The sequence below is a fragment of the Pseudoalteromonas rubra genome (assembly GCF_000967655.1).
GTDB classification, from domain to species: domain Bacteria; phylum Pseudomonadota; class Gammaproteobacteria; order Enterobacterales; family Alteromonadaceae; genus Pseudoalteromonas; species Pseudoalteromonas rubra_A.
This window is the reverse complement of the sequence record NZ_JXYA01000031.1, coordinates 1-13,434: the sequence shown is the minus strand read 5'-3', so window position 1 is coordinate 13,434 and position 13,434 is coordinate 1. Positions and strand designations below refer to the sequence as shown.

The following is a 13,434-nucleotide window of genomic DNA, read 5'->3' as shown; positions in this document are numbered from 1 at the left end:
GTCGGTTCAGAGTAAACGCGCTCTGAACCGTTCACACCACACTGAGCACCGCTTTTTGTTGCCGTTCGCGTGCTTCGTTCAGTGCGGTTGCGGCCAAATCAAGCGGATCCCGGTGTACTCTTGAGAAGTCTGCTTTGGTGTAGCAAATCCCAACACTCACAGTCACATGCGCACAAATTGGCGATTGAGGATGGCGAATAGCCAGCGCTGCCACCGCTTTGTGCATGGCCTCTGCGACCTCTTGCGCCTCCATTTCACTGATATCACGCAGCAATGCAACAAAGCGTCCGCCATCATAACGGGCCGTAAACCCATCCATATTACTGATAAGCCCGGCAACAACCTGCGCAATCTTATACAGGCATTCATCGCCCCGGATATGGCCAAACAGCTGGTTATATCGCTCAAAGTGATCTACCCCCAGCACAAATACCGCCAGCGGCCGAACACCCGACGCACACTGTCGCCAGAAGGTTGCCAGAGTTTGATCCAGCGCCCGACGATTGGGCAGTGATGTCATGCCATCTATCAGCGCTTGCTGGCTGAGCTGATCGTTACGCTGCTTGATGGCCAGATGAATTTTTACCCGGGCTTTTACGATATTGGGGTTAAACGGCTTAGTAATATAGTCGACAGCGCCCTGCTGAAGGCTCTGCGCTTCATCCAAAAAACTGGCACTTGCAGAGATCACTATCACAGGCAGTTGGACGGTCTCTGCATTGGCTTTTAACGCCTGCAAAAATACCTCGCCAGCATCACCCAGTTGTTGATTGTCCATGATGATCAAATCAACCCCCGTGCCTTTAAGTTGGGTCAGAGCCTGCTCTGGTGTTGAGCTCAGCGTCACCAGATAGGTTTCTTCCAGGGTATTTTGCAACACTACCCGGTTAAGCGGGTCCGGATCTAAGACCAGAATATGGGCCGATTTGTGCATTTTCTTATCCTTTTAACCAAAACGAAATAAAACACAAAGTTTGTTCTGCGGCTGCCAGCAACTGCGCTTGCTCATCAGATATCTGCTCAATTGCTGCTTGCTGCGCTTGCTTTGCAGCAGTTTCACACTCCCGTGCCTGAGCAGCTAAACGGCGCAGCCCCAGTCCAGCTGCCGAGCCTTTAATGGTATGTGCCAGACTAACGAGTTCAGGCGCACTGTGTGTGTTGTGCAAAGTAGTCACGTACTCTTCACAAAGCTTAGCAAACTTTTCCAGCATAGTGCGCACCAGCGCCTCTTTCCCCATCATTTGGGCCAGTGCAAAGGGGTGATCAAAGATAACCTCGCTTTCCGGCACGTAATCCTGTAGCGCGGCACACAAGTCTGCAGGGGTCACAGGCTTGACCAGAAAGCCATTTAAACCGGTCGCCATGGCCTGTTGTTTTTCCTGTTCATGGGCATTGGCAGTCAAGGCGATAATGGGCAAAGTGTCGCGGTCAAAGTGGCGACGCAGCTGCCGGCTGGCTTCATAACCATCGATATTGGGCATGTATAAATCCATCAGCACCACATCGGGGCGCAACTTCTGGCAAATATCGACAATTTGCTCTGCATTGCCCAGCGCAACCACAGTTGCACCGCGCTGCTGCAAAACTGTGGTACTGATATCCAGATTCACCGGGTTGTCATCGACCACAATACACAGCAAGGGTGATAACAAGCAGGGTTCTGGTGGCGCTGCTCTGGGCGCTTCCAGTGAGCAGGTGCTCAGACTTTGATAAAACACCGGCGCAAATAACCTGAGGGCGTCGGAGTTAGCTGGTAAAACGTCAGTACATGCGGCGGTGTCGGGCACCAGCCAGTGCGCATGCAGGCCAGACTCAGTCTGACTCAATGCCGCAATATGGGCAGGATTGTCACTCGCCAGATAGTGAACTGAAGCCGCTGTGCACAGCGCTTTGAAATCAGCCACACTGCCCTGACGGCTCCCCTGATGTGTCAGATAAGGCAATGGTGACTGCTCGTCTGAGATCACAAACAGGGACTTTTGATGTTCATCATCGGGTAATGCGGCGCGCTCCAGTTGCAGGGTAAACTCAAAGCGGCTGCCAACCTCGGGCTTGCTGCATAGCGTAATTTCCCCGCCCAATAACTGGATCACCTGCTTCACTATCGCCAGACCAAGCCCTATCCCTTCATGAGTTCGCGAGCTACTCTCATTGCCCTGTGTAAAGGCATCAAACAAACGCGCCTGATCGCGCTCACTGATCCCAGGACCGGTATCCCAGACGCAAAACTTGATGGCCTGCCCGGACGCTTGTATGTCAGGTTGCAAAGACAGGCTTACTCCAACCCGGCCATGCTCAGTAAACTTCACCGCATTGCCCAGCAGGTTCATCAGCACCAGTTTGATACGCGCCTCATCACCAATCAACCTTGGCCAGATAAACGGGTCTACTTCTATCTCAAACGCCAGTTGTTTGGCACTGCTCAGCGGGGTAATAAAGCCACTCAGGCTGGTTACCAAGTCGACCAGGCAAAACGGCTGGTTGTTGGGCTTACCCTGACCACTTTCGAGCCGCGCAAAATTCAGAATATCATTGAGCATCGCCAGTAATTGCTGGGCGGCGCGCTCTATTTGCTCCAATTTCTGCTGCTCTTTACTGGCATCCAGCTCACTCTTAAGAATGCTTACCATGCCTAAAATGGCATTGATGGGTGTGCGGATCTCGTGGCTGATATTGGCAATAAAGCGACTTTTGGCATGGTTGGCCCGCTCGGCATCCAGTCGGGCACGGATCAGCGCGGTGACGTTCTGAATGTGGATCACAAAATATTTGGGGTTCTTTTGCTTGTCCCAGACCAAAGAGACACTGAGATGCAGCCAGCGTTTGGGGTCTTGCTGAGCCAGGCTCAACTCGCTGGCGCCCTGGCGCTCCTGCAGGCAATGATCCAGCACATCATTGAGCGCCTCCACATCGGCATCCTCGAATACGCTATACAGGCTGCTGCCAATATCAACGCGCGTGAATAACTTACGTGCCGCCCGATTCAGTTCAAGCACCAGGCGATCGACAGACAATAAAATCACCCCGTTAGGCGCATACTCAATAGCGGCTTTAAAATTCTGCTCCGATGCCCGCAATGCAGTCAAAGCCTGTTGCTGCTCGCTGATATCCCGCGCAACCCCTAAAGTACCAATGCGCTTGCGCAAGTCATTATACAAAGGCGACACCGTGATCAGGTAACTACTCCCCTCCAGCTCCAGGGTATCGGTCAGGCTCTGCCCCTGGCGATTCATGGCCTGTTCCAGATCCAGCAAAGCCAGATGTCGCTCCGTTACTTCCTGATGTTCACGGGCCACCAGGTCAACCTGAGAAATCCCGATAAAGCGCTCAAAAGCCTCGTTACAGCCAATAAAAGAGCCATCGATATTCTTGTAGTAAACCAGATCAGGCACTGAGTTGAGGACAGTTTTCAGTAAAGCAGCCTGGCGCTCTTTGGCTTCTAAACTGCGTGACAGGGCTTTCTTCTGCTGCTGCACCTGCTCATCCAGCTTTGCGTTATTGTCCTGCAATTGTTGCAGCGCATTGCGCTTTTGCGTCACCACTCGCTTAATCTCTAAAAACCAGGGTTGCCAGTCTTTAGGAACCGCATAGTCCATAGTCGCTTGGGGAGTATTCTCCTGGTAGGTCAGATATCGCACAAAGTGCTTAAGTGGTCGGATAAACACCTGCGCGTTGAGCCACACATAAGCGGCGAACGTGAAGACAATAAACAGGATCAGAAAACCCAGCTCAAGCAGTGCTTCGTATCGAGCCGGTGCAGAAAAGCTGGCTTCATCCTGCGCAAAGTTCAGGGTGAAAGGCTGAGCCGCAGGGCGATAGCTAAACTGCACACCACCGTCCCAGGGCAACTTTGCTGCGCGTACCTCAGCTTCTGCAATCTCCTGGTAGTCTTTGCTGGTGGCCAGCGTCACACCCGGCTGGGTGCCCTTTAACGCCAACCCTCCGCCGCCAAAAGCCATATGCTGCAACCGGCCTGCCAATTTATCTACATCGTAGATCAGCAAAATTTGCGACAACGAGCCACTGGCCAGACGCTGACCCAATGCAAAATAGCGCTTACCAAAAACCCGGGTTGGCATGCTGGTGGCAGTGATCCCCTGACTGAATTGCGGTGTAAAGCGCGACTCGACGATGGCCGTCAGCAGATTGCTCTGACTGGTATCACGGCGTTTCACAAAGGCAAACCCATTGTCCTGAACAAAAACAACCGCTTCAAGCTCGTCGATCAATGCCAGTGCCGTGTTAAAACTGGGGCCCAGCGCCATGATCTGCTGCCACTGCGCAACCAGCTCCGGAGTTGGAACAAAACGGCCAAGCCCGACCACCTCGCCGCCATTATCGGGCAGCTGGCGATAAAAATAACCGGCCTGCTGGCGAATGTTCTGCTGCCAGTCGGCATCCAGCTCATAGCGTATGGGCTCAGACAGGCTATTGCGAATACTGGTGATCACGGTTTGTGCTGCCAGGGTTTCCTGCTCAACTTGTCCGGCGAGCACAAAAAACTGCGCCTGATAGACCTGATACTGGCGCTCAAGCTTAATCTGATAAAGGTGAAAGCACAGCACCACGGCCAGCAGCATAGGTACCAGCAAGGCAACACTTATCGCCTTACGATAGTTCTTAAGAGGGAGAAATTGCGGCACGCAGCAGCTCGACGTTAGTTCCTTGTTTTAGCAAGAGTAACGAGCAGTTGCCAATCTTTCAAGTGAGTTTGCAGCGCCACAAAGCGAAAAAAGCGGGCCATACTGGCCCGCCCGGTGTTACAAGTTTTGCTCGGCAAATGAAGCCAGACGACTTCTTACCACGCCGTTAAGGTTAATGGTGGCAGAGCCTTCAAAGTCCTTAAAACGCTCCACAATATAGGTCAGTCCCGAGGTAACCGGGGTGAGGTAGTTGCTGTCTATCTGTGCCAGGTTACCGGTACAGATAAGTTTAGTGCCTTCACCACAGCGGGTAATAATGGTTTTCAGCTGCGAGGCCGTAAGGTTCTGGCTTTCATCCAGGATCACCACCGCATTCTGAATGCTACGCCCGCGCATAAAGTTGACCGACTTAAACTGAATGTTAGCCTTTTCCATGATGTAGTTACGACTCGAAATGGGGCTCTCATCGTGTTTGTGCAGCACCTCCAGGGTATCTGTGATAGCGGCCAGCCAAGGGGCCATTTTTTCTTCTTCCGTGCCTGGTAAAAAGCCGATGCTCTCCGCAATTTCCGGCGTATTACGCGTCACAATCACTTTATCATACACGCCCTTTTCAATGATCATTTCCAGCGCACTGGCCAGCGCCAGCAGCGTTTTACCGCAGCCTGCCGGACCGGTCAGGATCACCAGTTCAATGTTGGGGTCAAGCAGCGCATCGAGCGCCATGCCCTGATACACATTCTTAGGAGAAACGCCCCAGGCCTGCTGGTGCATCAATCGCTCTACACTAATGTCCTTGAGGGTGACGTGCTCGGCGTCGTAACCCGTCACACGGGCAGCAAAATGCTCACCCTCGTCTATCAAGTATTCATTAACAAACACTTCGGGCATCAGTTTGGCGGGCACCTGGTGCAAGGTGTAACGCCCCTGCTGCTCGGTCTGGCATTCGCCTACATTGGCCCAAAAGTCGCCGCTAAATTTGTTGTATCCTGAGGTCAGCAGGTTAATGTCGTCAATCAACTGATCGGTACGATAATCTTCAACAAACTTGAGCCCGGCCCCTTTGGCCTTCAGGCGCATATTGATGTCTTTGGTGACCAGCACCACTTTTTTGTCTGAGTATTGCTTTTGTAACTGTATGGCGCAGTTAATAATGCGGTGGTCGTTTTCGTTGCCAGGCAACCCGGAGATGCTATCGGGATACAAGTGGTCATTGATCACAATGAGCTTGCCACTGCTGGCGGGTTTATGGGTGTCGCGCTGCACTTTAGGCAGGGCAACACCTTCGAGCATTTGCTCAGGTGATGCATCACGTAACACGTCGTCAAGACTGCGAATCGCCACCCTGGCATCGCTGCTGACATCGCGTTTTCTGTCTTTTATGTGGTCCAGTTCTTCCAGAACTGTCATGGGGATTACTACGTCGTGTTCCTGAAATGAAAAGAAAGCGAGGGGTTCGTGAAGGAGTACGTTGGTATCTAACACATACATTTTCCGGTCGAGGTCATCATTTCCCATAGTGCGTTCCTATTTAGTGAAAACTACTACTGAACAAAGACTTGGTCGCCACGCAAGTCTGTGTCCTTACCTTAAGTTTAGTCTATTTGTCACAAAAGTCGTTTTTATGACAGTTAAGATAAGCACCCCAGATGACGGTTTGAGTTAAATACGTCAATTTTGAGCAACTGAGCTATGCTTATTTTTTGCTGTGAAGACGTGAACACACTTGGCCAAAATAGCGCTAAACAGGAGCATACATCTCCCCTGCTGAAACAATCGCGCAGGTCAATAGCTTAAAGTGAAAAAAATCACACTTTAAGCGCGTTTCTCGTCCTCTCACAACCTTGAACAAGGCGGTGCTTCTCGGTACCATGGCCGCCTTTTTTCCGCGAGACGAGACAAGCATGAATTTTTCCTTAGGTCAGCGCTGGATCAGTGATACTGAATCAGATTTAGGATTGGGCACCATAGTGGCACTGGAAGGTCGCCAGATGACTATATTGTTTCCCGCCAGCGGTGAAAACCGCGTGTATTCTGTGCAGGAAGCCCCGGTTACCCGCGTGATTTTTAATCCCGGTGATGTGATCCGCTGTGTTGACGAATGGGAAATGCGTGTTGAAAAGGTTGAAGAACAAGGCGACCTGCTATGCTACCACGGCGAACGTCTGGACACAGAAGAGCCGGTCACGCTAAAAGAGACCTTTCTGGATCACTTTATTAAGTTTAATAAGCCACAGGATCGCTTATTTGCAGGCCAGGTTGACCGTTTCGACCGCTACACCCTACGCTATCAAACCTGGCAGCATCAGTTCAGCCGCCAGCAGTCTCATTTAAAAGGGTTAATAGGTCAGCGCGCCAGCCTGATCCCACACCAGCTTTATATTGCCGACGAAGTGGGTAAACGTTTCGCGCCACGGGTTTTGCTGTCGGACGAAGTAGGCTTAGGTAAAACCATCGAAGCAGGTATGATCTTACATCAACAGATCCTCACTGGCCGTGCCAGCCGCGTGTTGATTGTGGTGCCAGAGAGCCTGCAACACCAGTGGCTGGTTGAGATGCTGCGCCGCTTTAACCTGCACTTTTCTATTTTTGATGAAGACCGTTGCGATGAAGCCTTCGCGGATTCACCCAACGTGTTTGAAACCGAGCAACTGGTGCTGGTCAGCCTGGAGTTTATCACCAAGAAACGCCGCTGGTTTGAGCAAGCCACACTGGCCGACTGGGATTTGCTGGTTGTGGATGAAGCCCACCACCTGACGGTCGAAAAAGACAAACCCAGTACAGAGTATCAGCGTATTGCCGAGCTGAGCCAGGACATTGCCGGCCTTATCCTGCTTACCGCCACACCTGATCAGCTTGGTCACCGCAGCCACTTTGCGCGTCTGCAATTGCTTGACCCGGACAGATTCTACGATTACGACGCCTTTGTAGAAGAAGAAAGCCACTACAAAGAAGTGGCCGATGCCGCCAATAAACTGCTGCAGGATGGCAAACTTGACGACAAAGCCAAGGCAACCCTGAGTGAGCTGCTAAAAGAAACCGACATCAGCGACCTGCTGAGTCAGGTTGAACAAGGCGAAGAAACAGCTAAGCAGACACTGCTGAACAACCTGTTAGACAGACACGGTACGGGCCGTATTTTGTTCCGTAACAGCCGCAGTGGCATCGACGGCTACCCAAGCCGTAAATTGCACGCCTGCCCGGTAGAAATGCCGAAGCAGTACAAAACCGCCATTTCTGTGATGGGTAACATTGGCGGTATTCAGAGCGCCGAAAAAAGTGCCCTGCGCGCCCTGTTCCCGGAAAAAATCTTCCAGGAGTTTGAAGGCGAAAGCGCCAGCTGGACGCAGTTCGACCCGCGCGTTGCCTGGCTGATCGACAAACTCAAAGAGCTGAAACAGCAAAAAGTGTTGCTGATCTGTGCCGAAGCACAAACCGCCATCAGTCTGGAGCAAACTCTGCGCGAACGCGAAGGCATTAAGTCGGCGGTGTTCCACGAGGGAATGTCGATCATAGAGCGTGACCGAGCAGCGGCCTACTTTGCCGACGAATATGACTCAGCCCAGGTGCTGTTGTGTTCAGAAATTGGCTCGGAAGGTCGTAACTTCCAGTTTGCCCATCACCTGGTGCTGTTTGATCTGCCACTCAACCCAGATCTGCTGGAGCAACGTATTGGTCGCCTTGACCGCATTGGTCAGCAACAGGATGTAAACATTCACGTGCCTTACTTCGAAAATACCGCACAGGAGGTATTATTGCGCTGGTACGACGAAGCGCTGGATGCCTTCGAAACCACCAGCACCACCGGCCAGCTACTGTACAAAGAGTTCTCAGACGACTTGCTGGAGCTGGTAGCAGCGCATAACTGCGACGAAGAAGCGCTCGACCCGTTACTTGAACAGGTTGCCAAGCAAAACACGGTACTACGCGCCAAGATGGAACAAGGCCGTGACCGCCTGCTGGAACTGCACTCAAGCGGCATGGGCAAAGCGGACCGTATCGTTGAGGAAATTGAAACGCTGGACGACGACGTAGTGCTGCCGACTTACATGATCAATGTATTCGATATCTTTGGTGTCAATCAGGAAGACAAAGGTGAAAACACCATTATCCTGAAACCCACAGAGCATATGCTGAACCCGTCGTTCCCTTGCCTGAAAGACGATGGCATTACCGTGACCTTTGACCGTGGCACCTCACTGTCACAGGAAGATGCACAGTTTATCAGCTGGGACCACCCTATGGTTGAAGGCGTGATGGACATGATCTGTGACGACGACTTTGGTTGTGCATCCGTTGCTTTGTTGAAAAACAACAAGTTGCCGGTGGGTACTTTCTTTGTTGAGCTGATCTTTGTGGCCGAAACTTCTGCGCCTAAATCACTGCAAATTGGTCGCTTCCTGCCACCAACGCCTATCCGAGTACTGATGGACAAAAGCGGTAACGACCTGGCACAAAATGTGGCCTTTGATGCCTTTAACAACCAGCTTTCTGCGGTTGGCAGACAGACCGCCAGTAAGCTGGCCAATGCCCTGCAATCTGGTATTCACCCGCTGATCAGCAAAGCCGAAGAGCAGGCCAAAGCACAGATGGCTGAGTTGCAACAGGCGGCGCAGGCACAAATGGAAACTCGTCTGGGCGACGAACAGGCCCGCTTGCAGGCACTGAAAGCCGTTAACCCGAATATCCGCGACGAAGAAATTCAGGTATTCGACAAACAGCGCAGCGCACTGAGCGAGCACATCAGCAAGGCGCAGGTTAAACTGGACGCCATTCGCCTGATTGTAGTAGCGCACTAAGGCACAGCCTTTAAAAAAACCATCCGGGGCACGGCTTTTGTGCGTGCCCCACACTCTCCTCCATCAGTCAGATAATACGCCACAAGTCACAGTTCGAAACGGCGAGCGATGGTCTTTGATGTTTTTGGTACAAACCAGTAACATTACCCGTTAATATGCCACCAAGAATACTAAAAAAAGCAACGATGATTTTGAACAGACTCCCCGTGCTCGTCATGCTCTCACTTGCAGGCCCTGTTGCCGCGTCTGAGCACAATACCGCAGGCATAGACGCCCCGGTTGTTATGACGGCAGCTACGCCTAGTGCCCGCACAGACAATAACCTTCGGATGGTCGCTAAAATCAAGGTGCCGGGTAATGCCTGTGCGGGACCCGGATATTACCCGTTTAATTCGGCCTGGGAGCTGGCACGAAACCCCAGCAGCCGGCAAAGATTTGACGACTGGATAAAAGACAATGAGACGGTGACGTATTATGGCACTCAAATCACGTCTATCATGGATAGTATGTTTGGCGCATTGAATCCATTCATCGATTTGGCAGGTATGGAATTGCGGTTTGAATTTGCAGACGGCTCTCATATTGTGATGAAAGCCCCAACGCTTGCCAGTGCCAGACTGAGATTCAGTTATGTGCCCGGCAGTGCGTCAGACGCCGATGGCAACCCGATTGCTGATGCAGGCACGACTTTTAAGGGCATTTATACGTTTTCTTCGCGCGCCAGGCAGCAACAGTTTCTGGAAAAAGCGGCTGAGTATCATTTAGATTTCAGGGTGAAACATCTGGATGACACGGCGCAGCATCTGCGTATTGAAATAACGCCTATCAATTAAACCCATTATAAGAATGAAGACTCTACTATGTTAGACATGCTCAGAAACGGCGAGTTATCGCTCGCCCCATTTATGTTCGCAGTTCAGGCTATCTTGTTTGTTATCGTGAACTTAACCATTGCACACAAATACCACTACAGTAAGAAAGTGGCGCTGATCGCCTCACTGATCCCGTTCGTGAATTTTTATGTCACCCTGGTCTATATCGCCATCGTTATTCTGAACTCTCGCAAGGAGCTACCCAAAGAGCATAAAGGTAGCTAAGTAATACGCTTTTCTGTCTACCCAACGCGGTATGCAAATTGCCGGGGCGCGGTGTGCCCTGCTTCGCTCATTCACCCCGAACAAGCCCGTTTAAAACAAAAACAACATAATTGACACAAAATTAACCAAATGTTACATTTTCAAAATCTATCCGTCTGTTACTTTCGATTTGCATGCCTGTCAGGGAGGCGCGGTCACAATAATGAAGAACAATACAAACCTAAGGAAAGATAAGGTTAACAAATTCCGAGACCAGGTCAGGGTTTCCTTGCGTAAAGTTCGACAGGAAATGGGCCTGTCCCAGCAAGGCCTGGCAAAAAAGCTCGGCGTCGATCAGAGTACCATCAGCAACTGGGAATCCGGCCGCACAGATTTAACCCATGTACAAATGTTTGAAATTATGCTGATATGCGGTAAAGATATCTTTGCAGCCTATCTTGGGTTTTTGCCTGAAAGGGACAACACGGATTCAGAACAAGCACACAAGGACAGCATTAAAAAGCAGGATTAACCATGGATATTTATACCTTTGTTACTTATATGCAGCTGCCAATTATGCTGTTTGCACTGATCAAAACCTGGCGCTATGAATGTGCCAGATGGTTTCTGATTACCTTTGCCTCTGTGGAGCTGATCGATGAGTTAATGGTTCCAATAGTATTAACCTGGCATACCCATTTTTATATCTGGTGTGTAGCGATCAGCTTTGTATTCCTACTTCCCATCATTTATCGAAAGCCCCTTGCTGGCTGGTTGTATGATAGAACGGGTGTTGAGTATTTTAACCGAGTCTATGAAAACCACTACTTTTCATTACAGGAAGGTGCAATATTTTGTATATTTTCTGTTTCAATACTTATTAACACCGTTACCTACATTGAGATTTTACTCTATAAGCAATACATAATTGATAACCTTTATATTAAGTTATTCGTCCGAGATTTTGTGAGTACCTTTTTACATATTTTAATGTCGCTAACGCTGTTAACCTATGCAGCTAAAACCCCAATAAGAGAAGGAAATTTAAGCTATGAAAAGTAAAGTCATTCCAGATTACTTTTTAATAAAAGTTATAGGCTGCGCCGGTGGCCCGGCAGGAAGTCCAGGTATTCCACCTCGATTGATAGACCCGAAAGAGACAAAAAAAGATGAAATAGTGAGTAATTGTGAGATTCCACATTACTTAACAAAAGCTATCAAAGGCGGCACAGGTGGTCCAGGAGGAAGCCCTAGTCTACCAGGCAGGATGAAATCTGTGGATATAGCTACTGCAACCAGTAAAAAGACAGCAAAAAAGTAACCCCTGCTTTTGTGAATTTATTAGACAGGATTAAATTAATGAAAAATTGTGAAATACACTATTATTTATTAAAAACCATCAAAGGTGGCGCAGGTGGCCCGGCTTTTAGCCCTGATATTCCCAGAAGAGTCATCTCTGTTATTAAGGACTCTGACTAAAATTTTTTAACGACACTTATGGATATATTCATAAAGTCAGGCAGTACTTCCGAGTGACACCGCGCTTTATGATGAACGATAAAAGGCATTATCTATGAATAGAAATACACTATCATTTCAGCTACTACATAAAGTTACAGGCAGCGGCGCTGGTAGTCCGGACTTACCTCCAAAGATTTACAGCGCAAAAAGCCCTGATTTACCAACAAAGTAACTCTGGTTTGCTGAAGTCATGCAAGCAGTAATATGTTTCTGGTGTACATTTATGAATATATCCATAAATGTACATTGCCGCTCGCTACTTTCACCATTGAATGAAGCAAAAAAACTCGCTGCACCACCCGCTTTCAGCTAACCCAGCAATACCAGCGCTTTAACAACAAATATTTTGAACTTACCCTTTTTTCATCCTAAGCAGTTTTTTAATCCACCGGGATTTAGGCCGAAGCTGAGAAAATTTCATTACCCCAGCTTGGTATGCAAACAATTAATTTAATAATAACGGGTGATGATATTTTAAATTTCAAATCAACCATGTTAACTTTGTGTAAAAGGAGATTTGATGTTTAAACGACACTTATACCGGGCCCTGCCCATTTCTGTGATGGCCTTAGTGAGTGGCTTTGCCAGTGCCAGTGACCAGCCTTACCCGACAGCGTCTTTCGGGGGCTGCCAGGCGGCACCGCAATCGCACACATCCCTCGAGGAAACAGAAGCACAAGGGGACAGAGCAAAGCCGTCACTGTGTCATGGCCCGGACCTGTCCCCAACCCAAAGTCGGTTCAGCAGTGGCTATGCCACACAGCCCGATCGTAGCTTTAGCACACAAGTGGTACGTTATCGCTATGTTTGCATTCGCTGGCGCTGGGATGATCAACAACCCGTTGGTACAGACGATCCTGTACTTTACGACGATGGGCTGACACTCGGCGCCAACAGCATTGCCCCTCATGAGCGCCGCTATCGGATCTGTGAAGAAGCCGTGTCGCGCCCGTTCGATGAAACCGGCGGCCATATCAGTATTCGGTATGGTCAGGATAACCGACTGAATAAACCCATAGTGCTGGTGCAGGGCTACAATTTTAACATGCAGGGTTTTTACACCCAATCAGGTGCCCGCAGAGCGTGAGGTGTTAGATAAATTTGCAGAAAACACCAGAATGCATGAGTCCCATTATCGTTCTGTGTACAACAAAGGCTATGATCTGGTGGTGTTTCGCTATGCCAGCCAGGATGACGGAATTCGCCACAATGCCAGAGCACTGGCTTCGGCCCTTAAAACACTGGCCGCGCAGAGCAGTGAAATTCGTTTAGTCGGACATTCTATGGGCGGCGTAGCCGGACGACTGGCACTGGCCTACCTGGAAAAGGAAGGCTTTAATCATAAGGTGAAAAACTTTGTGGCCGTAGATGCCCCAGGGTGAGAGCATACTTCGT

11 protein-coding genes are annotated in these 13,434 nt (G+C 49.9%); 8 read left to right on the top strand and 3 right to left on the bottom strand.

Annotated features, from left to right (window positions below; translation table 11 throughout):
* Nucleotides 1-31: 31 nt before the first annotated feature.
* From TW77_RS13665 to TW77_RS13655, 3 genes are all read right to left on the bottom strand, one after another.
* Complete coding sequence (locus TW77_RS13665; protein ID WP_046005541.1) at nucleotides 32-934, bottom strand: GGDEF domain-containing response regulator; 903 nt, start codon at nucleotides 932-934, stop codon at nucleotides 32-34.
* Between the two features lie 4 nt (nucleotides 935-938).
* Nucleotides 939-4,643 (bottom strand): response regulator, encoded by a 3,705-nt coding sequence (locus TW77_RS13660; RefSeq protein WP_156158672.1) that lies wholly within the window; start codon nucleotides 4,641-4,643, stop codon nucleotides 939-941.
* 117 nt (nucleotides 4,644-4,760) lie between these two features.
* The gene (locus TW77_RS13655; protein WP_046005540.1) at nucleotides 4,761-6,161 is read right to left on the bottom strand and encodes a PhoH family protein; all 1,401 of its coding nucleotides are present in this window, start codon (nucleotides 6,159-6,161) and stop codon (nucleotides 4,761-4,763) included.
* Between the two features lie 386 nt (nucleotides 6,162-6,547).
* Between TW77_RS13655 and rapA the strand changes: the two genes are divergently transcribed.
* From rapA to TW77_RS13615, 8 genes are all read left to right on the top strand, one after another.
* Entirely contained in the window at nucleotides 6,548-9,442 is a 2,895-nt protein-coding gene (gene rapA / locus TW77_RS13650) for an RNA polymerase-associated protein RapA (protein WP_046005539.1), read from the top strand.
* A gap of 215 nt (nucleotides 9,443-9,657) precedes the next feature.
* Entirely contained in the window at nucleotides 9,658-10,275 is a 618-nt protein-coding gene (locus tag TW77_RS13645; protein WP_046005538.1) for a hypothetical protein, read from the top strand.
* Nucleotides 10,276-10,302: 27 nt separating this feature from the next.
* Complete coding sequence (locus tag TW77_RS13640; RefSeq protein ID WP_046005537.1) at nucleotides 10,303-10,539, top strand: hypothetical protein; 237 nt, start codon at nucleotides 10,303-10,305, stop codon at nucleotides 10,537-10,539.
* Nucleotides 10,540-10,807: 268 nt separating this feature from the next.
* Complete coding sequence (locus tag TW77_RS24305; protein WP_240479493.1) at nucleotides 10,808-11,050, top strand: helix-turn-helix transcriptional regulator; 243 nt, start codon at nucleotides 10,808-10,810, stop codon at nucleotides 11,048-11,050.
* A 2-nt stretch (nucleotides 11,051-11,052) separates the two neighbouring features.
* A complete protein-coding gene (locus TW77_RS13630) occupies nucleotides 11,053-11,580 on the top strand; it encodes a hypothetical protein (RefSeq protein WP_046005536.1) in 528 nt (175 codons plus the stop codon).
* Nucleotides 11,570-11,839 (top strand): hypothetical protein, encoded by a 270-nt coding sequence (locus TW77_RS13625; protein ID WP_046005535.1) that lies wholly within the window; start codon nucleotides 11,570-11,572, stop codon nucleotides 11,837-11,839. Before TW77_RS13630 ends, TW77_RS13625 begins: the two co-directional genes overlap by 11 nt.
* Before the next feature lie 720 nt (nucleotides 11,840-12,559).
* On the top strand, nucleotides 12,560-13,126 hold the full coding sequence (locus TW77_RS13620) for a hypothetical protein (RefSeq protein WP_046005534.1): 567 nt from the start codon (nucleotides 12,560-12,562) through the stop codon (nucleotides 13,124-13,126).
* Between the two features lies 1 nt (nucleotide 13,127).
* Nucleotides 13,128-13,421, top strand: a complete 294-nt coding sequence (locus TW77_RS13615) for an esterase/lipase family protein (RefSeq protein WP_046005533.1) — start codon at nucleotides 13,128-13,130, stop codon at nucleotides 13,419-13,421.
* Nucleotides 13,422-13,434: the final 13 nt, after the last annotated feature.

Bases quoted from the DNA above. Each gene is read 5' to 3' on its own strand.
- TW77_RS13665 (WP_046005541.1), bottom strand. From the start codon at position 934: ATGCACAAATCGGCCCATATTCTGGTCTTAGATCCGGACCCGCTTAAC.
- TW77_RS13655 (WP_046005540.1), bottom strand. From the start codon at position 6,161: ATGGGAAATGATGACCTCGACCGGAAAATGTATGTGTTAGATACCAAC.
- rapA (WP_046005539.1), top strand. From the start codon at position 6,548: ATGAATTTTTCCTTAGGTCAGCGCTGGATCAGTGATACTGAATCAGAT.
- TW77_RS13645 (WP_046005538.1), top strand. From the start codon at position 9,658: ATGCTCTCACTTGCAGGCCCTGTTGCCGCGTCTGAGCACAATACCGCA.
- TW77_RS13640 (WP_046005537.1), top strand. From the start codon at position 10,303: ATGTTAGACATGCTCAGAAACGGCGAGTTATCGCTCGCCCCATTTATG.
- TW77_RS13630 (WP_046005536.1), top strand. From the start codon at position 11,053: ATGGATATTTATACCTTTGTTACTTATATGCAGCTGCCAATTATGCTG.
- TW77_RS13625 (WP_046005535.1), top strand. From the start codon at position 11,570: ATGAAAAGTAAAGTCATTCCAGATTACTTTTTAATAAAAGTTATAGGC.
- TW77_RS13620 (WP_046005534.1), top strand. From the start codon at position 12,560: ATGTTTAAACGACACTTATACCGGGCCCTGCCCATTTCTGTGATGGCC.